Origin of the sequence: Pseudarthrobacter siccitolerans, from assembly GCF_001046895.1 — a bacterium.
Classification (GTDB): domain Bacteria; phylum Actinomycetota; class Actinomycetes; order Actinomycetales; family Micrococcaceae; genus Arthrobacter; species Arthrobacter siccitolerans.
Genome location: NZ_CAQI01000053.1, coordinates 1 through 26,072 on the forward strand (window position 1 = coordinate 1; position 26,072 = coordinate 26,072).

Sequence of the window (26,072 nt, forward strand, 5' to 3'; positions counted from 1 at the left end):
CAGGTATTTGAGAGACACGCCCTAGGAGCGCTCGGGGAACTTGCCCTCTTCGCTGATGCGCTTGTTCAACTCCCGCATGTATTCCTCTTCGTCGAAGTCGAGCGGAACTTCCCGTCCGGTCCAGCTGGAGAGGTGGATGGCGTTGGCCAGGCGGACGCCGTTGATGCCGTCCGAGCCCGGGGCCAGCAGCGGGGTGCCGTCAAGGATATTGGCCGCGAAGTTCTCCAGCACGCCTGCGTGCTGGCCGCCCCAGGCCGACTCGAACTCGATGACCTCGGTGCTGTAGTACTGCTCCGGCTTCAGCTGTCCCATAAAGAGCTTGCGGACGTCGTCCATGTCCATGGCGTCGCTGAGTTCACGCTCCGGCCGGGTCAGCCGGGTGACGGTGGCGGTCTTGGAATTTTCGACCACGATCTTGCCCTGGTCGCCGAGGATCTCGAACCTGTCGGTGCCCACGATGTCGTGCGTGGCCGTCACGAAAACGCCCGTGGCGCCGTCGCCGTAATCCACCACGGCGGTGACCTCATCCTCGACGGCGATGTCCCGGCGGAAGCCGTAGGCCACCTTGGAGTACACCGATTTGGGTGCCCCGCAGATCCACTGCCACAGGTCCAGCTGGTGCGGGGCCTGGTTGACCAGCACGCCGCCGCCTTCGCCGCCCCACGTGGCGCGCCACTCGCTGGAGTTGTAGTAGCCCTGCGGCCGCCACCAGTTGGTGATGATCCAGTTGGTCCGGCGGATGGCGCCGATCTCGCCGTTGTCGACGATTTCCTTGAGCTTCTTGTACAGCGGGTTGTTGCGCTGGTTGAACATGATGCCGAAGGAAAGCTCGGGTCTGGACGCCGCGAACTCGTTCAGTTCCTTCACCTGCTTGGTGTAGACACCCGCCGGCTTTTCCACTAGCGCGTGGATGTTGCGCTTGAGCGATTCGATGCCCATTTCGGGGTGGAGGTAGTGCGGTACACACGTGACCACGGCGTCGATGTCGCCGCTTTCGAGCATCGCGATGTAGTCGTCGTAGAAGGGCACGTCCGGATACGAGGCAGCCGCCAGTTCCTTTTTCGCAGGATCGATATCCGTGATGGCACCGATCTCCATGTTCGGGACGAGGCCGTCGGTGATGAACTTGGCGTAAGCGCCGCCCTGCTGCCCCAGGCCGATGATGCCCAGGCGTACTTTCTGACTCACAGTTGTTGATCCTTCGTCGTTGATTGAGCTTGTCGAAACCCGGTTGGAAGAAGCCGGCTAGAAGAGGTCGCCGTGGCCCATGGCCACGAGGTTGTCGTACGAGGTCTGCAGCGCGTCCCATACCGTGCGGCCGTACAGTTCGTCCTGCTCCACGAGGAGGTACCGGGCACCCGCGGCCTGGGCGGCAGGGATGATGGAGGGGAAGTCCAGGTTGCCCTCGCCTACTTCGGCGAACTGCACCACGTTCTTGAATTCCGCCATGAATCCAGCGAAATCGCCGGACTCCAGGAGGCTGAACGAGGATGCCGGCAGCTGTCCGATCCGGTAGTCCTTCAGGTGCACCATGGCGGTCCGTCCCGCGTACTTCTGCAGGGTCCGGACCGGGTCCAGGCCGCCGCGCTGGGCCCAGTGCACGTCGATTTCCATGCCCATGGCCGGCGAGTTGTCCGCGATGATGTCCAGCATGTACGCGCCGTCGAACTTGGCGAACTCGATGTGGTGGTTGTGGTAGTACAGGCTGATTCCGTGTTCCTGCAGCCGCTCGGCGTACCCGTTGGCCTGCTTCGCGAAATCGATCACGGCGTCAAGGGACTTCATGGCCCCGAACGGCAGCATCCCGATCCGCAGCAGCGATGTGTCCAGCCGTTTGGCATCGTCCACGATCTTGTCGAAGTTGTCCGCCAGAGATTCCACCGGCATTCCCTTGCGGCCCTCAATATTGACGGAGAGAGCGGCAATGTCCATGCCCAGTTCGGTGCGGGAACGTTCCAGCTCTGCCACGTTCCCGGGGGACATGGGAATCTGGGATATTTCGACGGCGTTGTAACCGATCGCGTTGACCTTGCGGAGCGTTTCAAACGCTCCCACGTCCGCGAAGCTGTCCTTGAGCATCATCGCTTGTACGCCTATTTTGGCCACTGGTTTCCTCCGTGGTGTTCCGGCCGGTGACGGCCATTGGGTGTGTGCTGGGGGCGGCCGCTAAGCCGCAGCGCCTGCCTGTTCAGTCTGTTGCCGCTGTGCTTCCAGCAGCTGGTGCCGTTCCGCCCGGCGCTGTTCCTGCCGGTCCGGATCCGGCACCGGGGATGCGAGCAGGAGCCGTTGGGTGTACGGGTGTTCGGGGTCGGTGGTGACGACGTCGGCGGGGCCCTGTTCCACAATCCCGCCCCGGTACATCACGGCCACGCGGTGGCTGATGTGCCGGACCACGTCCAGGTCATGCGAGACAAAGAGGTACGAAACCCCGGTGTCCTTCTGGATCTGCAGGAACAGGTCCAGGACGCGGGCCTGGGTGGAGAGGTCCAGCGCGCTGACCGGCTCATCGCAGACGATCAGTTTGGGGGACAAGGCCAGGGCCCGGGCAATCGCGACGCGCTGCCTCTGGCCGCCGCTGAACTCCCGCGGCAGCCGGTGGATCGCGTCAGTCGGCAGCCCCACCTGGTCCAGCAGTTCCTTGACGCGTTTTCTCGCGGCCGTGGCGTCCATGCCCTGCACGCCCAGCGGCTCGGCGAGGATGTCGCCGATTTCCAGTGCGGGATTCAGCGAGGTGTAGGGGTCCTGGAACACCACCTGCAGGTCCCGGCTCAGCGTGCGGCGCTCCCTGCGGCTGGCATTGCTGATGTCGTTGCTCTCGAAGATGATCCTGCCCTTGGTGACGGGGGCCAGGCCCAGGACAGCGCGGCCCAGCGTGGTCTTGCCGGAGCCGGACTCCCCCACCAGGCCGAGGGTTTCGCCCTGGCCGATGGTGATGTTGATGTCCGTCAGCGCCCGGAACGGCTTGGCGCGGAACCTCTTGCTGGGGTACTCCACCACCAGGTTCTCGACTGACAGCAGCGGGGTGTTCTGTACTGCGCTCATGCCACCGGTTCCTTTTCTGCGGCTGCATCCTGCCCTGCCGGAACAGTGCTTCCGGATTCGTGGGAAACGGGTCCCTCCGGCGGGGAAACCAGCATAGTCATGGGAGTCTTTCCTTCCAGCATGGAGCCCAGGAGGGTTTGGGTGTACTTCTCTTTCGGGTTGCGGAGGATCTCGCGGACTGTTCCTTCTTCCACGAGCCGGCCGTTCTGCATGACCACCACGCGGTCGCACAGATCGGCGACAACACCGAAGTTGTGGGTCACCAGGATGACGCCGATGTTCAGGCGCTGCTGAAGTTCACGCAACAGGTCCAGCACATCGGCCTGCACGGTGACATCCAGCGCCGTGGTGGGTTCGTCCGCGATCACCAGGTCCGGTTCGCAGCTGATGGCACCGGCAATCAGCACCCGCTGGGCCATGCCGCCGGAGACCTCATGCGGGTAGGCCTGGAAAGTCCGCTCCGGGTTGGCGATCCCGACGTCGGCCAGCAGCTTCAGTGCACGCTTCCTGGCCTCCGCCTTAGTAATGCCCAGGACGCGCACCATCGGCGTGACCAGCTGGTAGCCGATGGTGAAGGCGGGGTCCAGGTTGCTCATCGGTTCCTGCGGGATATAGGAGATGCGCTTGCCGCGCAGTTTGGACAGCCTGTTCTGGTTCACGCGGTCCTCACCCGGCGCCACGGTGTAGTTGCCGTCGAACTGGATGGAGCCTGCCACGATGCGGGCATTGTCCGGCAGCAGTCCCAGGATGGAGAACGCAGTCTGGGACTTGCCCGATCCCGATTCGCCCACGATGCCCAGGATCTCGCCGCGGTCCACGTGGAAGGAGACGTCGTCCACCACCTTCCTGACCGAACCGTCAGCCTGCGGGTAACCGACGCCGAGGTTGGTTACCTTCACGAGGTGGTGCTCGGTGCCGCTTTCCACGGCGGCCACGGACTTACGCGACTGGCGCGCGTTGGCAGGTTCCGCCGTCGTACTTCCTGTGGAAGTACCCGCAACAGGAGTCCGCTGACGGCGGTGCTTGATTTTTTCGCCGTCTTCCAGGGCATCGCGGACGGCGTTGCCCAGCAGGACCAAACCGCCGATGGTCAGCGCCATGGCAAGTGCCGGCCACAACAGCAGGCTGGGGGTCAGGTAGACGTTTTTGAAGCCTTCGGACAGCATCACGCCCCAGGTCGCCCTGGTGGGATCGCCCAGGCCCAAAAACTCCAGGCCGGACTGGATGGCGATGGCAACACCGGCGATAGCCGCGGTCTGGATGATGATGGGCGCGCGGACCACGGAGAAGATGTGGCGGGCGATGATGGTCCAGTCCGAAAGGCCCGAAACCCTTGCCGCGTCGACGTAGAGCTCGTTCCGCACCGACTGCACTGCGGTCCGGGTGAGCCGGAAGTAGGACGGGCTGATCAGGACGCCGAAGGCAATCATGGAGATCCACACCGACGGGCCGAAGGCTGCTCGGATGGTGAGGAGCACGATCAGGCCGGGCAGGCTCATCAGGATGCTGACCACCCAGTTCGACACAGCTTCGAACTTGCCTCCGTAGTAGCCGGCAATCAGGCCTGCGGGCAGGCCGATCGCGATGGCGACCCCGGCGCACAGCAACGCGGAAAGGAGCGTCAGTTGCGCACCGAAGAGCAGGCGGCTCCAGTTATCGCGGCCGGCGCTGTCAGTGCCCAGGATGTTGACTGAATCGGGTGCTGCGAGGGTCTTGGCGATGTTGGCGAAGTTCTCCTCGAAGGGCGCCAGGACGGGGGCGAAAATGGCCAGCAGCGCGATGCTCCCAAGGATCACAATTGACGCGATGCCGAGGGGGTTTTTGATGAGGCGGCGCATCACGGTGGAACGGACCACCGTGCCGCTCTGCCCGGAGGGAACCGGTGCTGCTATGGCCGCTGTTTCTACGGAATCGCTCATGACACACGCACTTTCGGGTTGAGCCAACCATTGAGGATGTCCACCAGGAGGTTCACCACGATGACCACCACCACGGTGTACATCACCACGCCCATCACCACGGGAAGGTCTGTTTGGCCGGTGGCCGTGACAGCGAGTGGTCCCATGCCTGGCAGGGCAAAGATCTGTTCGATGATCACCACGCCGCCGAGCATGCCGATCAGCTGCAGGCTCAATACGGTGAGGCCTGCGGGAGCCGCGCTGCGCAGCACATGCTTGAAGAGGATCTCCCGTTCCCCGATGCCGCGGCTGCGCAGCGTCCGGACGTAGTCGCGCTCGAGCTGCTTGATCACGGCGCTGCGGATCTGCTGGGCACCGCCGGTCACGCCGTTGATCAGCAAGGCGATCACGGGAAGGGTCATGGAGTACACCCAGGCCTCGGGACCCACGCCGGGAGAGATGGTGCTGGTGGCCGGGAAGAAGCCCAGCTGGATGGCCAGGAGCGTCACCAGGAACACACCGATCACGTATCCCGGGATGGAATCGCCAACGATGGCACCCACCTGGACTACCCGGTCCACCCAGCCGCGCTTGACCGCTGCGGCAACACCGATCAGTGTTGCGCAGATAGCGATCAGGATCATTGCGGCGAAAACCATGGTCATGGTCACGGGAATCCGGGTGGCCAGGGAATTGGCCACCGGTTCCGAGGTGAACCAGGATGCTCCCAGGTTTCCGCCCAGGGCGTCGCCCAGCCAGGCGAGGTAGCGGGTCACGAGGGGCTGGTCGAGTCCCAGCTCCTGCTCCTTCAGCGCCACCTGTTCAGGGGTGGCCTGGTCGCCCAGGATGTTCCGGGCGATGCTTCCGCTGGCGGTATACAGCAGGGTGAAGGTGAGTGCCGAGACAACGAGCAACACCACCAGCCCGCTGCCCAGCCTTCTTGCAATGAACCTGATCATGGTGTCCTACTTGGCAGGCGAGTAGTTGTAAATGGACGGGACGGCCTGCTGGACCTGCGGCGTCACGTTGACTTTGTCGTTGTGGTAGTACATCTGGTTCACGCGGAACAGCGGGGCGAACCACGCCTGCTCCACCACATACTTGTTGACTTCCTGGGCCAGCTTGCCGGCATCCTCACCGCCTGTGCGGACGGCCTGGATCTTGGCGTCGAGCTCGGGAGTGGCGTTCTTGAACGGGTTGTACAGGGCCTTGGTGGACACGATCTGGTCAATCGCCACCGTAGGCTCACCCTGGAACAGGTTGAAGAACAGGGCGTGGTACTTCTGGGCTGCAACGTCCGCCGTGAAGGTGTTGGTGATGGCTGCGCCCGGGTTCAGGGTGACACCGACATCTGCCAGCTGCTGCTTCAGGACGGAGATCAGGGTTTCGGCACCCGGGAGTGTGGGAACGTCGATGGTCACGTTGCCTTCAAAGCCGGATTCCTTCAGCAGCTGCTTGGCCTTGGCGGGATCGTAGCTGTAGTAGTTCTCCAGCTCTTCGCTCCAGGCGCCGCTGTCCTTGCCGAACGGCTGTGACGTGGGCGTGCCCTGGCCAAGCATGACCTGGTCCAGGATGGTCTTGCGGTCGAAGGCGTAGTTGATGGCCTGGCGGACCTTGACGTCGGCCAGGGCGGGGTTCTTGGTGCCGTCCCGGTCCAGCAGGAGCAGCCCGGACCAGTCAACCTGGTTGGTTTCCAGTTTCATCTTGGCGCCCTCGGCCTGCTTCCCGTTTTTGGGATCCAGGAGCGTGGCGTCAATCTGGCCGGAGACCAGGGCGTTGGTGCGCGCCGTCGGGTCGGTGAGGATCTTCAAGGTCAGCTTCTGGTACTTCTGGAGATCATTGTTCCAGTAGTCCTTGCGGGCATTAAAGACCGTCTGGCTGTCCTTGACCGTTGCAGCCTTGTCCATCACATACGGCCCGGACCCCACGGGCTCGGTTTTGATGGCGTCAGTGCCCAGGGCCTTGGGGCTACCCATGAGGCCCGCCGCCTGGCTCAGGAAATATTCGAGGGCAGGTTCCGCCGCGCTCAGGTTGATGTCGATCGTGTCCGCGTCCACCACGGCGACGTCGGAGACCGAGGCCAGCTGGGCCATCTGCGGGCCATTGGCCTTCTTGAAGTGGTCCAGGTTGGCCTTCGCAGCTTCCGCATCGAACTTGGCGCCGTCGCTGAAGGTAACGTCCGTCCGGAGGTCCACGGTGAGCTTGGTGTTGGTGTCGTTGTACTTCCACTCAGTAGCCAGCATGGGGCTGAGCTTGCCGTCAGGTTCGCGCAGGATCAGGCTGTCATACGCGGCCTGGTACGGCTGCAGGGCGTGGCCCACGTGGGCCTGTGCCGGATCCCAGGAGGTGATGTCCCGGAGCGTACCCAGCGTCAGCGCGGTGACGGTTTTCCCGCCGGCGGCGGTGGAACCTGCACCGGCGCTGCCGCCACCACAAGCGGTGAGTGCCAGCGAGGCGCTCAGTACAAGGGCGGCAGCTGCCGCCTTGGGACCTAACTTCATTGTCGGCTCCTTGAAACTTTTGTCGAACGAGGGAGTTGGAAAGGAAAGCATTGTGGCGTGGACCACATTTACCTTGTGACGTTCACAGTACGCATCGCAGCCATCTTTGGCAACCGGTTGTCTAAAATTGTTGCAAAGTGCACTACCCTCATCAGAAAGCTAGCAATAGCAATTGGATTTGCTGTAACAATCGGTTGCCAGCTATCGCTAGGAGACGCGGGTAACAGCGTCCGGATAGCTCTGCCGGTAGACGTCCTTGATGATGCGCAGGGACTTTTCAGCTTCCGCCGGACTGATCCAGAACGGCTCTGCGTCATCCAGCAGGCCGTAGAAATCGTTAATCAACAGCTCATGCGAGACGCCCCAGTAGGACCTGCCGCCCGTGTCGCTCCTGCGTTCGGGAATCACCTCCACCCGCCCGTTTCCGTAAGTGACGGTAAGGTCCCCGCGCAGGCTCAGGACGGCCTTTTCAGTGACCACTTCAAGGGTCACCGGCGCGTTGCAGGCATGGCCGAGCGTGGCGTAGAAAACGCTCCTGGCACCGCCGGCGTGTTCGGCAAGGAACTCCGCGGTGTCTTCCACCTCGATGGTCCCGCCCAGGAAGCGGGTGGCGGCATTACCTCGCACTTCAACGACGTCGCCCACCAGCCATTGCAGCAGGTCCACGGTGTGGATGGCCTGGTTCATCAGGAGCCCGCCCCCGCCGCCTTCCCAGGAACCGCGCCAGGGCCGGCCCCGGTAGTAGTCCGGCGAACGATGCCACATGACGCTTGCGGCCGCCCCCACCACCGCGCCGAGTTCACCGGTTGCGAGGAGGGAGTGCATGGCCTGGGATGTCGCGTTGTAGCGGTTCTGGAAGCAGACGGCGATTTTTGCCTTACCCTTGGATGCTGCGTCAACCAGGCGTCGCCCTTCCGCCAGCGTGTGGGCCAGCGGCTTTTCAACGATGACGTTAACGCCCTGCTCCAGGCAGTCAGCGGCGATCGAGGCGTGCTGGTTGTGCGGCGTGCAGATGTGCACCACCTCGGGCCGGACGGCGTCGAGCAGGCTTTGATGGTCAGTAAAGCCGGGCACACCGTAAAGTTCGGCGGCGGCAGCCAGCCGCTCGGAATGGGGGTCGCAGACGCCCACCAGCTCGGCGCCGTCGAGCTTTGCCACCGCCTCGAAGTGCACGGTGGAGACGTCGCCGCAGCCGATCACGGCAGCCCGGATGCTCAAGAGAGCTCAACCCCGTTTTTAGCAGCCAGTGCCCCGAAGGCGCGAGCAGCGACCCCGAAGGCCACCGGCCCGGAAAAGCCGCCGAGCTCGTGGGCGCTGGCAAGATGGGGCTCCAGGGAGGCGAAACCGCCGTACCCGTCGGCCTTGAGTGCGGCGATGGTGGCGTCCAGTTCGCCGTCGCCCTCACCGGAGGGAACCACTTCCCCCGTGGTGGACAGCGCATCCTTCACTTGGAAGTACTCAAGGTACGGGCGCAGCATGGCGTACCCGTCCGTGTACGGCTTCACGCCTACCTGCACAAAGTTGGCATTGTCCCAGGCAACGCGCAGGGCCGGGGAGTTGACGGACTCCATGATGTCCAGCACGCGATGCGGAGTGTCCCCGTAGATGTCCTTTTCGTTCTCATGCAGCAGCACGACGCCGGATTCCCCGGCGAATGCCGCCAGCGCACGCATGCGGACCAGGACGTCGTCGCGGATGTCCTCCGGACTTTGGCCGTCGGCCCGGTAGAAGGAGAAGATCCGGACGTACTTTGTGTCCAGACCATTCGCTACGGAGATGATCCGGCGCAGCCGCTCCAGTTCGTGCTCAACAGGCAGGCTCACATCCACCTTGCCAATGGGGCTGGCAACAGCCGAGACCTTCAGGCCCTTGGCGTCCAGGATGCCCTTGAGGTCTGTTACCTGGGACGGGGTCAATTCGGAGACGTTCGTTCCCCAGGCGCTCCTGACTTCGATATGGCTGGCACCCAGCGCCAAGAGCACCGCGGCCTGAATGGCGGGGTCAGGATCGATTTCGTCGCCGAATCCCGAGAGCTGCCAGGTTGTTTGTGGTGCGTGGGTCAACGGAATCTCCTTGCTAGGACCCCGCGGCAGGGCAGCCTTCGATTCCAGCTACGTCGCGTGGGTGACTTGGTTCACAGAAAAGGTACTCCCGAAAGTCTAGGCAGCCTGCCAACTTTTGACAACCGGTTGCCACATATTCGCAAACTGTGGCATCCTTGTTGATGAAGCTGTGGCAACGGTCACAGCTTCCCGTCATTCCGTTCAGAGAGGAGCGCCGATGGCGATGCAAGCAGCAGGAACAGACCGTCCTGCCACCATCCACGACATCGCCGCCCTGTGCGGTGTCGCCGCATCCACTGTTTCGCGCGCCCTGTCAACGCCGGACCGGGTGAATATCCGTACCCGCGAGCGCATCCAGGCGGCTGCGGCGGAGCTGAACTACCTGCCCAACAGCCAGGCGAAAGCGTTGAGTTCGGGGCGTACGGGAGCGGTGGGCGTGCTGGTTCCCGACATCACCAACCCGTTCTACTTTGACTTGATCCGGGGAACCCAGCTCCAGCTCAAGGCGGCGGGTTACACCCAGCTGCTGGTGGACACCGAGGAATCAGACGAGGTTGAGGCCAGCACGCTGGAACAGCTGCGGAAGACGGCCGACGGCGTCATCGTCGCAGCCTCCCGGCTCACCGATGACGCGCTGCTGGCAGCTGCCGGCAAGGCGCCCCTCGTGACCATTAATCGTGACGTGGCCGGTGTGCCCGCCGTCATCATTGATACCCCGTCCGCCACCAGCCAGGCGCTTGACCACCTGATTTCGCTCGGCCATACGCGCGTTGCCTACATCGCCGGGCCGTTGACGTCCCAATCCAGCGAACGGCGCTGGACTGCCTTGTCCGAGGCGGCCCAGGACCGTGGCGTGGAGGTGCGCAGCCTGGGTCCGTTTGCCCCCAAGACCCAATCCGGCGCGGCTGCCGCCGACGCCGCCGTACATAGTGGTGTCACTGCCTGTATTGCCTTTAACGACCTGATCGCCATCGGTATGCTCCAGCGCCTGCGCGAACGCGGCATCCGGGTACCGGAGGAGATGAGCATCGTAGGGTGCGATGACATTTTTGGCGCCGACTTCTGCAATCCCCCGTTGACCACCATGGCTTCACCGATTGAACAGGCCGGCCGGGTGGCAGTTTCCATGCTGCTGGCCAAACTGAATCCGCTGGCCGGAGGCGGCATCCGCACCCGTTCCGTGATGCCCACGCACCTGACTGTGCGGGGCTCCACGGCTGCGGCGCCCGCCCCATCGACTGCTCCGTAGCTGCCGTTTTCAAGGGTCTAAAAGGCAGGAGCGGAGCAGTCGATGAGTGCTGTTAGAGCCGGTCCGTTTTGTCCTCGCCCTTGTGGCCCGCTCCGCGAAGGTTCTCCTGGACTTTGCCGAACAGGTCCTTGATGGTGGACTCCGCATTGGTGATCACGTCCACCGGCACGTAGACATCGTGCGTGATCGGCAGATCGTATTCGTCCTTCAGGTGCGTGCCGTTTCCCACCCCGGTCAGGGACAGGTAGACCATGGCCTCGGTGCGGGCGATTCCGGCAAGCTTTCCAAAGACGGTGGTGAACTCGTTGGGCTGGAAGCTGATGGTCTGGCCGATATGGCTGCGGCCAAGTTCTCCAGCGGGAACAGCCTTTTCTGACTGGCTTCCGGTGTATTCCATAACTACTCCTCAGGGTCGCCTGGCATCTACGCCTGCAGTCTAGCGCCGCCCGAACGGCCCGGTACACCTCCCCACCGTGACGCGAAGTGTTGGAGCGCTGCACAAAGTCCGGGCGCCGGCCGTGGCCACTCCTCCATTGAGCGGCGCCGCCCCGGCCGGGTTTGATGGAGGGACCGGCACAACCGACCGGACCATCCGTGATCTTCAACCTCAGAAAGAAGCGTGACTTCGATGGCGAATCGCGTCAAAGGCCCGGGCAGCTGGGAAGACGTGCAGGTGGGCGAACCCGTGGAACTCAGCAGGGACGGCCGGACAACCTATGCGGGCCTGGTGGATGACCGCACCGCGGACGGCGAAGTCGTGTGGGTCACGACTCCCGTTGGCGGCCGCCGCCTCTTCCACATCTCCGACGGGTACGACCTCGCGGCAGCAGGGTCATAACGGGCTTGGGCGCAGCGCCGCGGGCTGCAAGACTGGGTGCCAGCCAGCAGTAACACCACCAGGAGCCTGCCAATGACCGCCCAGCACCTTCCTTCCGTCAACTCCAGCAGGCTCACCGAACTATTGGGCATAGACGTACCAGTGGTTCTCGGACCGTTCGGCGGCGTATCGTCGGTGGCCCTGACGGCGGCAGTGAGCGACGGCGGCGGGCTGGGTTCCTTCGGTCTGTACGGGTACGACGGCGGCGCCATCAGGAAGACGGCAGCCGACCTGCGGGAAGCAACGGCCAAGCCGTTCGCCCTCAACCTGTGGGTGCCCAACGGCACTGAAACGACATCCCTCCCGGCCGGGGAGTACGAAAAATACACCGCTGCCCTGAAGCCGTATTTCGAGGAACTGGGCATTCCGCTGCCCGCCATGCCGGGCCGGTACATGCCGGACTACGGCGAGCAGGTGGAGGCCGCGCTCGAGGCGCGTCCCGCCGTCGTCAGCTTTGTCTTCGGCGTGCCGGCGGCCGGCGTCGTGGAGGAAGCCCACCGCCGCGGCATCAAGGTCATGGGTACCGCCACCACCGTCGCCGAAGCAGTGGCGCTGGAGGCGGGCGGTGTTGATGCGGTGGTGGCCAGCGGGATGGAGTCCGGCGGCCACCGGGTGTCCTTCCTGAAGCCCGCCGAAGAATCGCTGGTGGGTACGTTCGCACTGGTCCCCCAGGTGGCCGACGCCGTGTCCGTCCCGGTGATCGCCGCCGGTGGCATCGCGGACCGCCGGGGTTTCGCTGCCGCCATGGTGCTGGGCGCTGATGGCGTGCAGGTGGGCACGGCGTTCCTGGCCACCCGTGAATCCGCCGCCGTGCCGGCCTACCGTGAGGTGCTGCACAGCCCCGCCGCCGCCCACACCGTGCTCACCCGCACCCTTAGCGGCCGGCTGGCCCGCGGCATACCCAACCGGATCATCACCGAGCTTGAAGAAGCCGGCACGGCGGCCCCGTTCCCGGTGCAGAACTGGCTGACCGGCCGGTTCCGGCCCCAGGCAGCCGCCCGGGGAAACACGGACCTGATGTCCCTGTGGGCCGGCCAGTCGGCGCCGCTGCTCCGGCACCACACCGCGGCAGAGGTGCTTGCCGGGCTGCTGGACGGAGCCTGACCAGGCCTGGATCACCGGTAGAATCTGAACGTTGTCCGACCCGCGCCGCCTGCCCGCGCCAGGTTCCGGAACCGGGAAGGGAGGGTCCGTGCGAACGCAGCGTCCCCGCGCGCCCTTCCATCTCCTCCGGGCATCCTCCGTAGCCGCCGTCATCCTCACGCTTGCCTCCGGCGCCCACCTTGCCGGCGGCGGACAACTGCCCGCCCCGGCCATCCTGCTCGCGGTCCTGGCACTGACAACACTCGGCAGCACTACGGCCACGCGCCTGCGGCTGGGGTTTCCCGCCTTGGCAGTCCTGCTGGGCGGCGGGCAGCTGGCGCTGCACGAGATGTTTACCGCTTTTGGTTCCCCCGGCGCCGCGGCTCCAGGTGCAGCATCGCCGCATACCGCACACCTGGCGGGTGCTGACGTGCTGGCCCCGGCGGCGGGCCACCTGCACCCAACGGACACCGCTTCCGGGCCCCTGATGCTGGCCGCACACACCCTGGCAACGCTGGCCTGCGCACTACTCCTGGCAAGAGGCGAGGCAGCCCTGTGGGCACTCGCCGCCTGGCTTAGGCCACTGGCTGCCCTCCCTTGCGCGGCGGTGATCGACGCCGTACCGCCCGCTTCCGTTTCCTTCCCCACCGCGGCGGCGCCACCGCGTCCCTGGCGGAACCTTCGGCAAGACAGCCGCCGCGGCCCGCCGCCCGCCGTCGTTCTTTTCCGCTAGAACCGCGCCGCACCCGCGGCGGCGTCACCCCATACTTTTGCGCGCCCGATTCCGGGCTCCGGAGGGCGCGCGCCGGAAAGGCAACCACATGAACACTTCAGTACTCCGCCGTACCCTGCAGGCAGCCGCCGCCACCGGAGGCGCTGCAGCCCTGCTGCTCGCCGTTGCCAGCGGGGCGTCGGCGCATGTCGGCGTGACGCCGGACAAGACCGAGGCCAACTCGTACGCCCTGCTCACCTTCGCGGTTCCGCACGGCTGTGACACCTCGGGCACCACGAAGGTGGCCATCACGCTGCCGCAGGAACTCAACGACGCCCAGCCCACGGTCAATCCCAACTGGACGGTGGAGAAGGTCACCGAACAGCTCGCCGGGCCGAAGAAACTGGCCGACGGCACGTCCATCACCAAGCGGACCAGCCAGATCGTCTACACCGCCAAAGCGCCGCTGGCCCATGAGCTGCGCGATGCCCTGGTGCTCTCCGTGAAGCTCCCGGACGCCGCCGGCAGCACACTGTACTTCCCTACCCTGCAGAGCTGCGAAACCGGGCAGACGGACTGGTCGGAGATCGCCAAGGACGGCGAGGACCCGCACTCGCTGAAGGCTCCGGCTCCCTCGATCACGGTCACCGCGCCAGCCGGCACGGGACACGGCGATACTGCTGCAGCGTCGGATGCACACAGCGCTTCCTTATCTGCCGAGCAAGCCGCGGTGACGGACAGCGGGGCGGACGCCCGCAGCTGGGCCGGCCTGGCGGCAGGCATCGGCGGCCTGGTGCTCGGCGGCGCGGCCTTCTTCCGCAGCGGACGCCGCAAGCCCGGGACGGACCGGGCAGCAAAGTAGGGCAATGACTTTGATGCCCGGATCATCACGATCCGGGCGTCAAATTGCCGCGCCACCTCGCCGCATCGTTGACGCGGCCCACCGCTGCCACGAAGGTGGTGCCATGAGGTCTCAGCGAATTTCACACGGGTTTGCCATTACGACGGCGGCTGCAGCCGCCGCACTGCTGCTCAGCGGGTGCGGCCCCAGCCAACCGCAATCATCAACGACGACACCACCGGGCACCGGTTCTGCCAGCCCCGGCGCAACGTCCGCTTCGCCCCGCCCGTCCGGTCCGACGTCGGACTCGCCGTCGGCGACCGCCCCGGCACCCGCGCCCCCGGCGGGACCGGCGCTGTGCAAGGCGGGCGGCCTCTCCGCCGCCACGGATGCATCCGGCGGCGGGGCCGCGGGAAGCGTCTACATGAAGCTCAACCTCACCAACACCGGTTCCGAACCCTGCCTGCTGCGGGGCTTCGCCGGCGTATCCCTGGCCGCCGATGCCGCCGGTGCCCCCATCGGAGCTCCCGCCACCCGCGACGAAAGCACCGCACCGGCCGACGTCCTGCTGGCACCCGGGCAAACCGGTTCAGCCGTCCTGCGCTACACCCAGGCCGGCAACTATCCCGACTGCGCCATGGTGGACGCCGCCGGCTACCGGATCTATCCGCCGGAGGACACGGCGTCGCTGTTCCTGCCCCAGCCCACCAAGGCCTGCAGCAACGCCGCAATCACCCTGCTCACCATCGGAGCGTTCCAGCCCGCCTAGCGGCTGGGAACTTTCGGCACAAACAACTGCAGGCGGTCCGGCAAGGTGCCGGGCCGCCTGCAGTTTGGTTGCGTTTGCTAGTGGGCGGTGGTGGTACGTCCGGCACGCGCGGTGCCGCGGGACAGTGCCACGCCCAGGCCGATCATGCCTACGCCCAGGACAAAGTGCAGCCAGTTGTCCGCCGTGTTCACCGGGACGAAGTTGGCCGGGGTGTCGTGGCCGATCAGCAGGCCGTAGAGCCAGAGGACAAGGTAGATGGCGCCACCGACGATCAGGTAGTTCCGCGACTGTCCGGCGTCGCGGGCCAGGGCGATGCCGGCTGCGCCAAACAGCAGGTGGACGATGTTGTGCAGTACTGACACCTGGAAGATACCCAGGAGCAGGGCCTCAGATTCATGGCCGGCGAACCCCAGGGTTTCGTATTTGGCGGTGATGCCGGGGATGAACCCCAGGACGCCCACCAGGAGGAACACCGCGCCCACTGCGAGCGCAGCTTTCTGGATGTTAGTACGGCCTACGGTGCGACCGTTCGGACTTGTGCTTGTCATGATCACTCCTGCTGTTGTCGTTCCGTTTACATCATGGCTGCCGGGTTGCGCCTGACCATAGACTTAAACACCGACATCATAAGTATACTTATCACCTACGCCACGCATAGATCACGGTCTATAACGGACCCATCACAAACGGCCCGCCAGGGCCCGGACCAAAGGCAGGCTGAACTGGGATGACGTCGATTTGGTTGGACAACCGGGAAGCATTCGCTTCGGATCCGTTCGAGCCGGGAGGCACCTACGACACCGTGGTGGCAGGGGCGGGGCTCACAGGCTTGGTCACGGCGTTGCTTCTGGCCCGGTCCGGACAGAACGTCCTGGTGCTGGAGGCGCGGTTCCCCGGTGCGGTAACTACCGGCAACACCACCGCCAAAGTGACGCTGCTTCAGGGCACTTTCCTGTCCCAGCTGGCCCGCCAGTACTCGCAGAAGCAGGTGCAGGCGTACGTGGACGGGAACCGCGAGGGCCAGGCCTGGCTTCTGCGGTACCTCGACGAGCACAGCGTGCCGTACCAGACACGGGATGCCTATACCTATGCAGCTTCCGCGCAGGGGACCGAGAAACTCCGGGAGGAGGTCAGCGCCGCCACCACCGCCGGGCTGGATGTGGAATACGTGCGCGACGCCGGCCTGCCCTTCCCCGTGCACGGCGCCATACGCCTTGCCGGCCAGGCGCAGATCCACCCTGTCGATGTGCTGGACACGCTGGTGGCCGACCTCCGCAGCCGCGGCGGATCCGTGGTGGGCGGGGTCCGGCTGCAGGACGTCACCGGCGGCCGCCCGGCCACTGTCCACACGGACCGCGGCACCGTCACCGCAAACAACGTGGTGCTCGCTACCGGCATCCCCGTCCTGGACCGCGGGTTGTACTTCGCCAAGCTCAAGCCCAGCCGGTCCTACGCGGCAGCATTGCAGCTGCAGGAGGACCAGGCCCCGCCCCCGGGCATGTACATTTCGGTGGAACAGCCCACCCATTCCTTGCGGGACTACGAGAAGGACAGCCGCCGGCTGTTGCTGGTGGGCGGGCACGGCCACCACGTGGGCCGGGCAAGGTCGGAAAAACACCACCTCGGCAGCCTCCTGGACTGGGCCGCCCAGCAGTACCCCGGCTCGCAAGTGACGCACACCTGGTCTGCGCAGGACTACATGGCCGTCAACCTGATGCCCTTCTTCGGCAAGCTGCCGCGGGGCAGAGGCCACGTCTACTTCGGCACGGGCTACAACAAGTGGGGCATGACCAACGCCGTCGCCGCGTCCTTGGGGATTGCCGCGGACATCCTGGGCGGGCAGGTGCCCTGGGCGGACACCATCCACCACCGCATCACGTCCCCCTCCGGCGCCTTCTCCGCCGTTTCCCTCAACGCCGGGGTGGCGGCCAAGCTGGCTTCCGGCTGGGGGCAGCTTGCCGCCGAAGGGCTCAAAACCGAAGGCGCCAAGGTGCTGAGGAAGGACAAGGACCAGCTGCCCGCACCGGCCGCCCCGGTTGTCCCGGACGAAGGGCAAGGGCAGGTGTACCGTGAGGGCAGCCGCCCGGTCGCCGCCTCCACCGTGGACGGAACCACCTGCAAGCTGTCCGCCGTCTGCACCCACCTGGGCGGCATCGTGCACTGGAACGACAACGAAAAGACCTGGGACTGCCCGCTCCACGGCTCCCGCTTCACCAATGAGGGAGTGCTCCTGGAGGGCCCTGCCACCAGGAACCTTCCCGCTGCAGGGAAGGCTTGAACGGCCGCCCGCGCCAAGGCCAGCCCAAGCCCGGGTGGGCTGTCAGTGGGTTAGGGCATGATGGAGGCATGCAGCAGGAACAGGGCTCCGCCCCGGGCGGGACGTCAGTCTCCACCACGGCCATGGGGCAGTTCAGCAGCCCCACGCGGGAGTGGTTCCTCGGTGCCTTTTCGGAGCCCACTCCCGCCCAGGACGGGGCGTGGCAGGCCATTTCGTCCGGCTCGCACGCCCTGGTGGTCGCACCCACCGGCTCGGGCAAAACCCTGGCTGCGTTCCTCTGGGCGCTGGACCGGCTGCTGGTGTCAGGATCCGCCGCGCCGGAAACCCCGGTTCCGGCGCCGGAGGCACCCGCCAAGGGAAGGCGTCCCCGGGCGCCCAAACGCAAAACCCGTGTCCTGTACATTTCACCCCTGAAAGCGCTCGGCGTGGACGTGGAGCGGAACCTGCGCTCCCCGCTCATCGGCATCACCCAGACCGCCAAGCGGCTCGGGCTGCCCGCCCCGCTGATCACCGTGGGCGTCCGGTCCGGGGACACCACCACGGCGGACCGGCGCGCCCTGCTGAGCAATCCGCCGGACATCCTGATCACCACGCCGGAATCACTGTTCCTGATGCTCACCTCCCGCGCCCGTGAAACGCTCACGGAGGTGGACACCATCATCATCGATGAAGTCCACGCGGTGGCCGGAACCAAGCGCGGCGCGCACCTGGCCGTCTCTCTGGAACGGCTGGATGCGCTGCTGCCCAAACCGGCACAGCGGATCGGGCTCTCCGCCACCGTTGAGCCCCGGGAACTGGTGGCCCAATTCCTGGCCGGCACCGCGCCGGTGGAAATCGTTGCCCCGCCGGCGAAGAAGAACTGGGACCTTACCGTTTCCGTCCCTGTCGAGGACATGTCAGACCTCCAGGGTGCTGCGGGGGCCTTCGATTCCGGTCCTGCGTCCGGGCTGCAGCCCCAGGCCTCCATCTGGCCGCACGTGGAGGAAAAGATCGTGGACCTGGTGCTGGCCAACCAGTCCACCATCGTTTTTGCCAACTCCCGCCGCCTGTCCGAAAGGCTCACGGCCCGGCTCAACGAAATCTACGCGGAACGGCAACTGGTGGCGGCCGGCGGCGGCTGGGACGATCCCGGGCCGCAGCAGGCCGGCGTTCCCGCCTCCACGGCCACTCCGGCGCACATGATGGCGCAGGCGGGAAGCTCGGCCGGTGCGGATCCGGTGCTGGCCCGCGCCCACCATGGTTCCGTCTCCAAGGACCAGCGGGCGCTGATCGAGGACGACCTCAAGTCCGGCCGGCTGCGCTGCGTTGTGGCCACCTCCTCACTGGAACTCGGCATCGACATGGGTGCCGTGGACCTGGTGGTGCAGGTGGAATCGCCGCCGTCCGTAGCCAGCGGGCTGCAGCGCGTGGGCCGCGCCGGCCACCAGGTAGGCGAAGTGTCCCAGGGTGTCCTCTTCCCGAAGCACCGGGCAGACCTGGTGCACACGGCCATCACCGTGGAGCGTATGCTGACGGGAAAAATCGAGCGGCTCAGCATTCCGGCCAACCCGCTGGACATCCTTGCCCAGCAGACCGTGGCCGCAACCGCCCTGGGCAGCATCGATGTTGAGGAGTGGTTCGCCACCGTCCGCCGTTCAGCCCCGTTCGCGTCCCTCCCCCGGTCAGCATTCGAGGCCACCCTGGACCTGCTGGCCGGCCGCTACCCGTCGGACGAGTTTGCCGAGCTGCGCCCCCGGATTATCTGGGACCGCAATGCGGGCACCATCGAAGGCAGGCCGGGGGCCCAACGTTTGGCGGTCACCTCGGGCGGCACCATTCCGGACCGCGGCCTCTTCGGCGTCTACATCATTGGCACCGAGGTGGAGGGAACCGCATCCCCTTCAACCGACGGTAAACCCGCGCCTGCGCCCAAGGGCGGCCGGCGGGTGGGCGAGCTGGACGAGGAGATGGTGTACGAATCACGTGTTGGCGACGTCTTCGCCCTGGGTGCCACCAGCTGGAAAATCGAGGACATCACCCATGACCGCGTGCTGGTCTCCCCCGCGTTCGGCCAGCCCGGAAAGCTGCCCTTCTGGAAAGGCGATTCCCTCGGCCGCCCCGTGGACCTGGGCCGCGCGCTGGGCGCGTTCGTCCGCGAACTGTCAGCGTCCGACGCCGGGCCTGCCACCGAGCGCTGCAAGGCCAGTGGCCTGGACGACTTCGCTGCCAACAACCTCATCCAATACCTCAGCGAGCAGAAATTGGCCACCGAGGTGGTCCCCAACGACACCACGCTGGTGGTGGAACGGTTCCACGACGAACTGGGCGACTGGCGGGTAATCCTGCACAGCCCCTTCGGCATGCCCGTCCACGCGCCCTGGGCGCTGGCGGTGGGCCAGCGGCTGCACCAGCGGTACGGCATGGACGGCTCGGCCATGGCGGCCGACGACGGCATCGTGCTGCGGGTGCCCATGATGGAGGACGAGCCGCCCGGCGCCGAACTGTTCCTGTTCGATCCGGAGGAACTGGAGCAGATCGTCACGGCGGAAGTGGGCGGCAGTGCGCTGTTCGCCTCCCGCTTCCGTGAGTGCGCGGCTCGCGCCTTGCTGCTGCCGCGGCAGACTCCCGGCAAGCGGCAGCCGCTGTGGCAGCAGCGGCAGAGGTCCGCCCAGTTGCTGGACGTGGCCCGGAAGTACCCCACGTTCCCCATCGTGCTGGAAACGGTGCGGGAATGCCTGCAGGACGTCTACGATCTGCCCGCGCTGAAGGACATTGCGGCGTCCGTGGAGCGGCGCGAGCTGCGGATCGTGCAGACCACCACCTCGCAGCCCTCACCGTTCGCCAAGTCCCTCCTGTTCGGATACGTTGCCCAGTTCCTGTACGAGGGTGATTCACCGCTCGCGGAGCGGCGGGCTGCGGCGCTGGCCCTGGACTCCACGCTCCTGAACGAGCTGCTGGGCCGGGTTGAACTGCGGGAGCTGCTGGACGCGAAGGTCATCGAGGCCACCGAGCGGGAGCTGCAGCGCCTGGCGCCGGACCGGCGTGCACGCGGGCTTGAGGGCGTGGCGGACCTGCTGCGGCTCCTCGGACCGCTGGCACCGGAGGAAGCCGCCGCGAGGCTGGAGCCGCCGGTGGGTGAGCCGGTCGAAACCGGGCCCGCCGAAACCCTGGTGGGTGAGCCGGTCGAACCCGGGCCCGCCGACATGGCTGAGCCCGTCGATACCATCCATGCCGGCACCGAAACAGCCACCGCCCATCTGGTGGCGCTGCAGCGGGCCAACCGCGCCATCAAGGTGAACATTGGCGGCGTGGAACGGTACGCGGCGGTTGAGGATGCCGCCCGCCTTCGTGATGCTATCGGCGTGCCCCTGCCCATGGGGGTCCCGCTGGCGTTCATCGAGCCCGTGGCTGATCCTTTGGGCGACCTGGTCTCCCGGTACGCCCGGACGCGCGGACCTTTCACGGCGTCCGAAGCGGCAGCACGCCTGGGCCTGGGGGTGGCCGTGGTAACCACCGCCTTGAAACGCCTCGCTGCGGACGGCCGGGTGGTGGAAGGCGAATTCCGGCCGCACGCCGTCGAAACAGCGGCACCCGACGTACCGGCCGTGGATGCACCAGCACCTGAGGCAGAGCAACCGGCCGCTCCAACCCCGGAAGCCCAGAGCCACCTCCCCGTCAGTGAATGGTGTGATGCGGAGGTGCTCCGCAAGCTGCGGCGGCGGTCGCTGGCTGCGCTCCGCGCCGAAGTGGAACCGGTGGACGCATCCGCCTATGGCCGGTTCCTGCCGGCCTGGCAGCACGTCCGGACCCCCGGCGGCGGCCGCGGCCAGCCGTCGCTGCGGGGACTGGACGGCATCGTTACCGCCATTGACCAGCTCTCCGGAGTGCCCGTTCCGGCCTCCGCCTGGGAACCCCTGGTCCTGGCCAGCCGCGTGTCCAACTACCAGCCCGCCATGCTCGACGAGCTGATGGCCGCCGGCGAGGTGCTCTGGTCCGGGGCGGGAGCCCTGCCGGGGAATGACGGCTGGATCAGCCTTCATCTGGCCGACTCGGCGGAGCTCACCCTGAATCCGGCCATCGATTACGAACCTGGCGACGCCCAGCTGCGCCTCCTGGAGCACCTGCGCACCAACGGCGGCGGTTACTTCTTCCGGCAACTGACGGACGTGGCCGGTGGCATGGACTCCGTCCTCAGCGATCAGGAAGTGGTGACTGCCCTGTGGGACCTGGCATGGGCGGGCCGGATCACCGGTGACACGTTCTCGCCGGTCCGGGCACTGATCGCCGGGGGCCACACCGCCCACCGGCAGGTTGCCCGCGCACCGCGTGCGCGGGCCCCGCGCCTGAGCCGGCTGGGCCGTTCCCATGGGACGGGACTGATGGGTTCTGCCGGTCCGGGCAGCGGCCGGTATGGCGGGACCACGGCAGCAGCAGCCACGCCTCCCATGGCGGCAGGCCGCTGGTCCGCACTTCCGCAGCCGGAGCTGGACGCCACGATCCACGCCCGCGCCACCGCTGAGCTTTTGCTGGACCGCTACGGTGTGGTCACCCGTGGTTCGGTGATGGCGGAACAGATCCTGGGCGGTTTCGGCCTGATGTACAAAGTCCTGGCCCGGCTGGAGGAAGCCGGTCGCTGCCGTCGCGGCTACTTCATCGAACACCTGGGCGCGGCCCAGTTCGCCGTTCCTGCCACGGTGGACCGGCTGCGGTCGTATTCGGAGGACACCCAGCTCGCCAAGCCGGAACCTGTTGCCCTCGCCCTGGCTGCCACCGATCCTGCCAACCCGTACGGCGCCGCCCTTCCGTGGCCCGCCCAGCACGACGACGCCGGAACCGGGCACCGGCCCGGGCGGAAGGCCGGTGCCCTGGTGGTGCTGGTGGACGGGGCACTGGTCCTCTATGTGGAACGGGGCGGCAAAACCCTGCTTGCCTTCAGCGACGACGAGGGCATCCTGGCCGCAGCGGGTTCCGCCCTGGCGGGCGTGGTGACGCGCGGCGCCGTGGACAAGTTGATCATGGAGAAAGTGAACGGCCACGAGATCCTGGATACGCCGGTCGCCGCCGCCCTCAGCGCCGCGGGCGCCTACTCCACACCCAAAGGATTGAGGATCCGTGCCTGAGGGGGATTCCGTCTGGCGGGCGGCCAACCAGCTGCATCAGGCCCTGGCCGGGCAGAAGCTGATTGCCTCGGACTTCCGTGTTCCCCGCTTCGCCACCCTGAACCTTGCCGGCTGGACCGTGGCCGAAGTGGTCCCCCGCGGCAAGCACCTGCTGATGCGGGTGGTGGGGCCGGAGGACAAAAAGCTCACCATCCACTCACACCTGAAAATGGAGGGCACCTGGCAGGTTTATCCGCCGGGCGGCAGGTGGCGGAAACCGGGCTATACCGCCCGCTGCGTGCTGCGCACCCCGGTAGCGGACGCCATCGGCTTTTCCCTGGGGATCGTTGAGGTCGTGGCCACGGCAGACGAAGACTCCATTGTCGGGTTCCTCGGCCCGGACCTGCTGGGCCCGGACTGGGACCTGGACGAAGCGGAGCGGCGGGTCCGGGCGGCCCCGGACGTCCCCATCGGGGTGGCACTCCTGGACCAGCGAAACCTGGCCGGGGTCGGCAACATCTACCGCTGCGAAACCTGCTTCCTGTCCGGCGTACATCCGGCGTCGCCCGTTTCCGCCGTGGAGGATGTCCGCACCCTGATGACCGACGCCAAGCAGCTGCTCGAAGTCAACCTGGGCCCGGGCCGCCGCGTCACTATCCTCAACCCCAAAGGGATGCCGGTGGGCAGGATGGCCGGGCGCCCGGGCTACTGGGTTTACCGCAGGGAGCACCAGCCCTGCCTCAAGTGCGGCACACCCATCCGGCGCGGCACCCTCGGCAAGCCCAACGGCGAGGAGGAACGGGACATCTACTTCTGCCCGCACTGCCAGCCGTTGCCAGGCTAAGCCCCGCTCTTGGCAGTCGAAGCAGCGCCGGCGGCAGCGGGCTTGCGCTCCCGCGCGTCGGGGTCAGCATCGGGGTCAGCGTCGGCATCGGCGGGCAGGGCCGCGGGCACCATAAACAACGGGAGCAGCAACTGGACCAGCGGGCCAATGGCCAGGGCGTAAATAACGGTGCCCACCCCCACGGACCCGCCCAGGAGCCAGCCTGCCCCGAGCACCACAACCTCAATCAGGGTCCGGGAAACCCTCACAGACCACCCGGTCCGCCGGGCCAGCCCGGTCATCAGTCCGTCCCGGGCACCGGGACCGAACCGGGCGCCGATGTAGCAGGCGGAGGCGATTCCGTTGAGCAGGACGGCGCCCGCCAGCATGCCGATCTGGCCGCCCAGGTGCGAGAACATCGGGATCAGGGCGAGGCCGATGTCCGCGAAGACGCCCACCAGCACGGCGTTGCACAGTGTACCGAACCCTGGCCGCTGCCGCAGCGGGATCCACAGGAGCAGCACCAGGAAGCTGACGATAATCACCACCACGCCGATGCTGAGCCCGGTCCTGCCGGCCACACCCTGGTGGAAGACATCCCACGGGTCCAGGCCGAGTCCGGCGCGGATAAACAGCGCAAGGGAAATGCCGTACATGGCGAGGCCGATAAAGAGCTGGACGAGTCTGCGGGTCAACATGCGCTTAACTCTGCCGGAGAACTGGCCTTGAAATACATAGCCAGTTTGAGATACTGGCCTGATGTCCCCGCTTACCGCTTCAGCCCTTGCCCGCCTCCTGGGCGCGTGGAACCTGGGCGCCTCGCCCGCCTACCGCGAGCTGGCCGACGTCGTACGCCTGCTGGTGCTGGACGGCAGGGTGGCGCTGGATACCGCACTGCCCAGTGAGCGTGCCCTGGCCGAAGCCCTGGCCGTCAGCCGGACCACCGTCACGGCGGCCTACGGCCTGCTCCGCGACCAGGGATTCCTCAGCAGCGGACAGGGCAGCAGGAGCCGGACCAGGATTCCGCGCCCGACGGCGGCAGGCATCACAGCGCTCAGCGGACCGCTGCCCGGTGGTTTGGATCCGGCAGGAACAGGACTTGCGGCTGCGGGGCTGGAACCGGGACTCGCCGCGCCCGGCCTGGCAGCACCGGCGGGACTGATCGACCTCGCGTATTCGTCGCTGCCGGCCAGCGGTGAACTCGTACACCGGGCGTTTGCCGCGGCCCTCACCGAGCTTCCCGCCCTGCTCCCCGGCTTCGGGTACGACGCGATGGGCTTGCTGCCCCTGCGGGAAGCGGTGGCAGCACGCTACTCAGCAGCCGGTGTACCCACCACGGCGGACCAGGTCCTGGTGACGTCCGGGGCACAGCACGCCCTGAACATCGTCCTCCGGGCCCTCACCGGCCGGCATGACAAGGTGCTGGTGGAGCACCCGAGCTACCCCAACGCCCTGGACGCGATCCGCGCGGCGGGTTGCCGTGCGGTTCCGGTGGCTTTCGCGGCGCCCGTCGTCACCAAACCGGAGGGCCGGACAACCGTTACCTGGGACCTGCCCGGACTCCAGGCCGCACTGGCGCAGCAGCGGCCCAAGCTGGCGTATCTGGTGCCGGACTTCCACAACCCGACGGGCCAGCTGATGCCCGACCTCCAGCGCCGCCAGCTGGTCCGGGCTGCCGCGGCGGCCGGGACCATCCTGGTGGCGGACGAGACCCTGCGGGAGCTGAATCTCGACGGCGCCGGCACCACCCCCATGGCTGCGTTCAGTCCCTCGGTGGTCACCATCGGCACGCTCAGCAAGTCCCACTGGGGCGGCCTGCGCACGGGGTGGATCCGCGCTTCGCAGGAGCTGGTCCAACAGTTCGCGGCGGCCCGGACGTCCCTGGATCTTGGCGGGCCGGTGATGGAACAACTGGCCGCCGCGCATCTGGTCCGGGCCATGGACGAGCCGCTCCACGCACGGCTTGCCGCCCTCCGGGACAACCGGGAAGCCCTGCTGGAACTCCTCGCCGGACACTTGCCGGAATGGGAAACGCTCTACCCCTCCGGCGGTTTGTCCGCGTGGTGCAAACTTCCGGCACCCATCAGCACTGCCCTGACGGTCATCGCCCCGGACTTTGGCATCCGGCTGGCGGCAGGGCCGCGGTTCGGGGTTGGCGGCGCGTTCGAACGCTACCTCCGGGTGCCGTTCACCCTGCCCCCGGAAAAGCTGGAAACCGCGGTCCTGGCGCTGCGGTCAGCCCAGGACAGGCTGGATGCTGCCCCACAGCTGCGGCGGAGCCTCAAGAACGCGCCCGCTGTTGCTATTGCCTGACGGGCGATGACTGCCTGCCAAACCGGCCCATCCGCTGCTTGGCGGTATTGGTCCCGGCCCCCACCGGAACATGGGCCGTGGCTTTGGCCAGCCCAAAAAGCGGCATCCCGTTGTAAATGACTTCAATCCCGGCGGCAGGCACCTGGTACGTCTCATGCCAGACGCCCACGTCGCCACTGCCTGCTGTCTCCTTCATAAACCGCCGCCACGGCTCCAGATGGGGGGACTCCCGGTCCGCGGCAAATTTCCGCAGGTGCTCCGGGCTTTCCCAGTAGCTGAGCAGCATGGTGGTCCGGCCGAACCACTGCTCGAACCCCAGCATCCCTGACGTGGGGTCCGCGGCCAGGTGCTGGAGCATCCGGGGCATGGCGCTTGCCACCTTGCCTACCGTTCCCAGCTTCCACCACCTGTTGGCCCGCATGCCGATCAGGAAGACAGTCACTGATTCCCGGCCGGGATCGGCGGTGAACCGGCCCGAAAAGACACTGTGCGCCATGGGAAGCTCCTTGGGTTGTGGCAAAACCGTTTTGTAACAGCGTTACGAA

General features: G+C 66.6%; 22 protein-coding genes. 10 read left to right on the top strand and 12 right to left on the bottom strand.

The window, feature by feature from the left end:
• Positions 1-21: 21 nt before the first annotated feature.
• From ARTSIC4J27_RS17035 to ARTSIC4J27_RS17070, 8 genes are all read right to left on the bottom strand, one after another.
• Positions 22-1,188: a Gfo/Idh/MocA family protein gene (locus tag ARTSIC4J27_RS17035; RefSeq protein ID WP_050056397.1), complete on the bottom strand. Its 1,167-nt coding sequence runs from the start codon at positions 1,186-1,188 to the stop codon at positions 22-24.
• 57 nt (positions 1,189-1,245) lie between these two features.
• Positions 1,246-2,106 (bottom strand): sugar phosphate isomerase/epimerase family protein, encoded by an 861-nt coding sequence (locus tag ARTSIC4J27_RS17040; RefSeq protein WP_235436740.1) that lies wholly within the window; start codon positions 2,104-2,106, stop codon positions 1,246-1,248.
• A 60-nt stretch (positions 2,107-2,166) separates the two neighbouring features.
• The gene (locus tag ARTSIC4J27_RS17045) at positions 2,167-3,042 is read right to left on the bottom strand and encodes an ATP-binding cassette domain-containing protein (RefSeq protein ID WP_050056399.1); all 876 of its coding nucleotides are present in this window, start codon (positions 3,040-3,042) and stop codon (positions 2,167-2,169) included.
• Complete coding sequence (locus ARTSIC4J27_RS17050) at positions 3,039-4,961, bottom strand: dipeptide/oligopeptide/nickel ABC transporter permease/ATP-binding protein (RefSeq protein ID WP_050056400.1); 1,923 nt, start codon at positions 4,959-4,961, stop codon at positions 3,039-3,041. Before ARTSIC4J27_RS17050 ends, ARTSIC4J27_RS17045 begins: the two co-directional genes overlap by 4 nt.
• The gene (locus tag ARTSIC4J27_RS17055; RefSeq protein WP_050056401.1) at positions 4,958-5,899 is read right to left on the bottom strand and encodes an ABC transporter permease; all 942 of its coding nucleotides are present in this window, start codon (positions 5,897-5,899) and stop codon (positions 4,958-4,960) included. The genes ARTSIC4J27_RS17050 and ARTSIC4J27_RS17055 overlap by 4 nt, the downstream gene beginning before the upstream one ends.
• A 6-nt stretch (positions 5,900-5,905) precedes the next feature.
• Positions 5,906-7,441: an ABC transporter substrate-binding protein gene (locus ARTSIC4J27_RS17060; RefSeq protein ID WP_050056402.1), complete on the bottom strand. Its 1,536-nt coding sequence runs from the start codon at positions 7,439-7,441 to the stop codon at positions 5,906-5,908.
• 207 nt (positions 7,442-7,648) lie between these two features.
• Positions 7,649-8,659 carry a Gfo/Idh/MocA family protein gene (locus tag ARTSIC4J27_RS17065; protein WP_050056403.1) on the bottom strand — a complete coding sequence of 337 codons (1,011 nt, stop codon included), beginning with the start codon at positions 8,657-8,659 and terminating at the stop codon, positions 7,649-7,651.
• Complete coding sequence (locus tag ARTSIC4J27_RS17070; RefSeq protein ID WP_050056404.1) at positions 8,656-9,504, bottom strand: sugar phosphate isomerase/epimerase family protein; 849 nt, start codon at positions 9,502-9,504, stop codon at positions 8,656-8,658. The genes ARTSIC4J27_RS17065 and ARTSIC4J27_RS17070 overlap by 4 nt, the downstream gene beginning before the upstream one ends.
• 223 nt (positions 9,505-9,727) lie before the next feature.
• Here ARTSIC4J27_RS17070 and ARTSIC4J27_RS17075 point away from each other — a divergent pair, with 223 nt between their 5' ends.
• On the top strand, positions 9,728-10,753 hold the full coding sequence (locus ARTSIC4J27_RS17075) for a LacI family DNA-binding transcriptional regulator (RefSeq protein WP_152683925.1): 1,026 nt from the start codon (positions 9,728-9,730) through the stop codon (positions 10,751-10,753).
• Between the two features lie 52 nt (positions 10,754-10,805).
• Here the strand turns inward: ARTSIC4J27_RS17075 and ARTSIC4J27_RS17080 are convergent, their stop codons facing one another.
• The gene (locus ARTSIC4J27_RS17080) at positions 10,806-11,150 is read right to left on the bottom strand and encodes a hypothetical protein (protein WP_050056406.1); all 345 of its coding nucleotides are present in this window, start codon (positions 11,148-11,150) and stop codon (positions 10,806-10,808) included.
• Between the two features lie 231 nt (positions 11,151-11,381).
• Between ARTSIC4J27_RS17080 and ARTSIC4J27_RS17085 the strand changes: the two genes are divergently transcribed.
• From ARTSIC4J27_RS17085 to ARTSIC4J27_RS23040, 5 genes are all read left to right on the top strand, one after another.
• Positions 11,382-11,591: a hypothetical protein gene (locus tag ARTSIC4J27_RS17085; protein WP_050056407.1), complete on the top strand. Its 210-nt coding sequence runs from the start codon at positions 11,382-11,384 to the stop codon at positions 11,589-11,591.
• 72 nt (positions 11,592-11,663) lie between these two features.
• Positions 11,664-12,734, top strand: a complete 1,071-nt coding sequence (locus tag ARTSIC4J27_RS17090; protein WP_050056408.1) for an NAD(P)H-dependent flavin oxidoreductase — start codon at positions 11,664-11,666, stop codon at positions 12,732-12,734.
• Positions 12,735-12,822: 88 nt separating this feature from the next.
• Positions 12,823-13,446 carry a hypothetical protein gene (locus tag ARTSIC4J27_RS17095; RefSeq protein WP_050056409.1) on the top strand — a complete coding sequence of 208 codons (624 nt, stop codon included), beginning with the start codon at positions 12,823-12,825 and terminating at the stop codon, positions 13,444-13,446.
• A gap of 88 nt (positions 13,447-13,534) precedes the next feature.
• Positions 13,535-14,287, top strand: coding sequence for a YcnI family copper-binding membrane protein (locus ARTSIC4J27_RS17100; protein ID WP_050056410.1), 753 nt, complete (start codon positions 13,535-13,537; stop codon positions 14,285-14,287).
• 103 nt (positions 14,288-14,390) lie between these two features.
• Entirely contained in the window at positions 14,391-15,035 is a 645-nt protein-coding gene (locus ARTSIC4J27_RS23040) for a DUF4232 domain-containing protein (protein ID WP_200900851.1), read from the top strand.
• 77 nt (positions 15,036-15,112) lie between these two features.
• Here the strand turns inward: ARTSIC4J27_RS23040 and ARTSIC4J27_RS17110 are convergent, their stop codons facing one another.
• Positions 15,113-15,583: a DUF4383 domain-containing protein gene (locus ARTSIC4J27_RS17110; protein WP_050056412.1), complete on the bottom strand. Its 471-nt coding sequence runs from the start codon at positions 15,581-15,583 to the stop codon at positions 15,113-15,115.
• A gap of 179 nt (positions 15,584-15,762) precedes the next feature.
• Between ARTSIC4J27_RS17110 and ARTSIC4J27_RS17115 the strand changes: the two genes are divergently transcribed.
• The 3 genes from ARTSIC4J27_RS17115 to ARTSIC4J27_RS17125 all read left to right on the top strand — a co-directional run bounded on the left by ARTSIC4J27_RS17115 (position 15,763) and on the right by ARTSIC4J27_RS17125 (position 23,235).
• Positions 15,763-17,313 (top strand): FAD-dependent oxidoreductase, encoded by a 1,551-nt coding sequence (locus ARTSIC4J27_RS17115; RefSeq protein ID WP_050056413.1) that lies wholly within the window; start codon positions 15,763-15,765, stop codon positions 17,311-17,313.
• Positions 17,314-17,381: 68 nt separating this feature from the next.
• Positions 17,382-22,412 (top strand): Lhr family ATP-dependent helicase, encoded by a 5,031-nt coding sequence (locus ARTSIC4J27_RS17120; RefSeq protein ID WP_050056414.1) that lies wholly within the window; start codon positions 17,382-17,384, stop codon positions 22,410-22,412.
• Positions 22,405-23,235 (top strand): Fpg/Nei family DNA glycosylase, encoded by an 831-nt coding sequence (locus ARTSIC4J27_RS17125; RefSeq protein WP_050056415.1) that lies wholly within the window; start codon positions 22,405-22,407, stop codon positions 23,233-23,235. Before ARTSIC4J27_RS17120 ends, ARTSIC4J27_RS17125 begins: the two co-directional genes overlap by 8 nt.
• Here the strand turns inward: ARTSIC4J27_RS17125 and yczE are convergent.
• A complete protein-coding gene (yczE, locus tag ARTSIC4J27_RS17130; RefSeq protein WP_050056416.1) occupies positions 23,232-23,912 on the bottom strand; it encodes a membrane protein YczE in 681 nt (226 codons plus the stop codon). The two genes, ARTSIC4J27_RS17125 and yczE, sit on opposite strands and share 4 nt — an antisense overlap.
• A 61-nt stretch (positions 23,913-23,973) precedes the next feature.
• Between yczE and yczR the strand changes: the two genes are divergently transcribed.
• Positions 23,974-25,527: a MocR-like transcription factor YczR gene (gene yczR / locus ARTSIC4J27_RS17135; RefSeq protein ID WP_050056417.1), complete on the top strand. Its 1,554-nt coding sequence runs from the start codon at positions 23,974-23,976 to the stop codon at positions 25,525-25,527.
• Here the strand turns inward: yczR and ARTSIC4J27_RS17140 are convergent.
• A complete protein-coding gene (locus ARTSIC4J27_RS17140; RefSeq protein WP_050056418.1) occupies positions 25,517-26,023 on the bottom strand; it encodes a DUF4188 domain-containing protein in 507 nt (168 codons plus the stop codon). The genes yczR and ARTSIC4J27_RS17140 overlap by 11 nt on opposite strands.
• Between the last annotated feature and the right edge of the window lie 49 nt (positions 26,024-26,072).

Bases quoted from the DNA above. Each gene is read 5' to 3' on its own strand.
- ARTSIC4J27_RS17085 (WP_050056407.1), top strand. From the start codon at position 11,382: ATGGCGAATCGCGTCAAAGGCCCGGGCAGCTGGGAAGACGTGCAGGTG.
- ARTSIC4J27_RS17090 (WP_050056408.1), top strand. From the start codon at position 11,664: ATGACCGCCCAGCACCTTCCTTCCGTCAACTCCAGCAGGCTCACCGAA.
- ARTSIC4J27_RS17115 (WP_050056413.1), top strand. From the start codon at position 15,763: ATGACGTCGATTTGGTTGGACAACCGGGAAGCATTCGCTTCGGATCCG.
- yczE (WP_050056416.1), bottom strand. From the start codon at position 23,912: ATGTTGACCCGCAGACTCGTCCAGCTCTTTATCGGCCTCGCCATGTAC.
- ARTSIC4J27_RS17055 (WP_050056401.1), bottom strand. From the start codon at position 5,899: ATGATCAGGTTCATTGCAAGAAGGCTGGGCAGCGGGCTGGTGGTGTTG.
- ARTSIC4J27_RS17060 (WP_050056402.1), bottom strand. From the start codon at position 7,441: ATGAAGTTAGGTCCCAAGGCGGCAGCTGCCGCCCTTGTACTGAGCGCC.
- ARTSIC4J27_RS17140 (WP_050056418.1), bottom strand. From the start codon at position 26,023: ATGGCGCACAGTGTCTTTTCGGGCCGGTTCACCGCCGATCCCGGCCGG.
- ARTSIC4J27_RS23040 (WP_200900851.1), top strand. From the start codon at position 14,391: ATGAGGTCTCAGCGAATTTCACACGGGTTTGCCATTACGACGGCGGCT.
- yczR (WP_050056417.1), top strand. From the start codon at position 23,974: ATGTCCCCGCTTACCGCTTCAGCCCTTGCCCGCCTCCTGGGCGCGTGG.
- ARTSIC4J27_RS17050 (WP_050056400.1), bottom strand. From the start codon at position 4,961: ATGAGCGATTCCGTAGAAACAGCGGCCATAGCAGCACCGGTTCCCTCC.
- ARTSIC4J27_RS17100 (WP_050056410.1), top strand. From the start codon at position 13,535: ATGAACACTTCAGTACTCCGCCGTACCCTGCAGGCAGCCGCCGCCACC.
- ARTSIC4J27_RS17120 (WP_050056414.1), top strand. From the start codon at position 17,382: ATGCAGCAGGAACAGGGCTCCGCCCCGGGCGGGACGTCAGTCTCCACC.
- ARTSIC4J27_RS17080 (WP_050056406.1), bottom strand. From the start codon at position 11,150: ATGGAATACACCGGAAGCCAGTCAGAAAAGGCTGTTCCCGCTGGAGAA.
- ARTSIC4J27_RS17075 (WP_152683925.1), top strand. From the start codon at position 9,728: ATGCAAGCAGCAGGAACAGACCGTCCTGCCACCATCCACGACATCGCC.
- ARTSIC4J27_RS17110 (WP_050056412.1), bottom strand. From the start codon at position 15,583: ATGACAAGCACAAGTCCGAACGGTCGCACCGTAGGCCGTACTAACATC.
- ARTSIC4J27_RS17045 (WP_050056399.1), bottom strand. From the start codon at position 3,042: ATGAGCGCAGTACAGAACACCCCGCTGCTGTCAGTCGAGAACCTGGTG.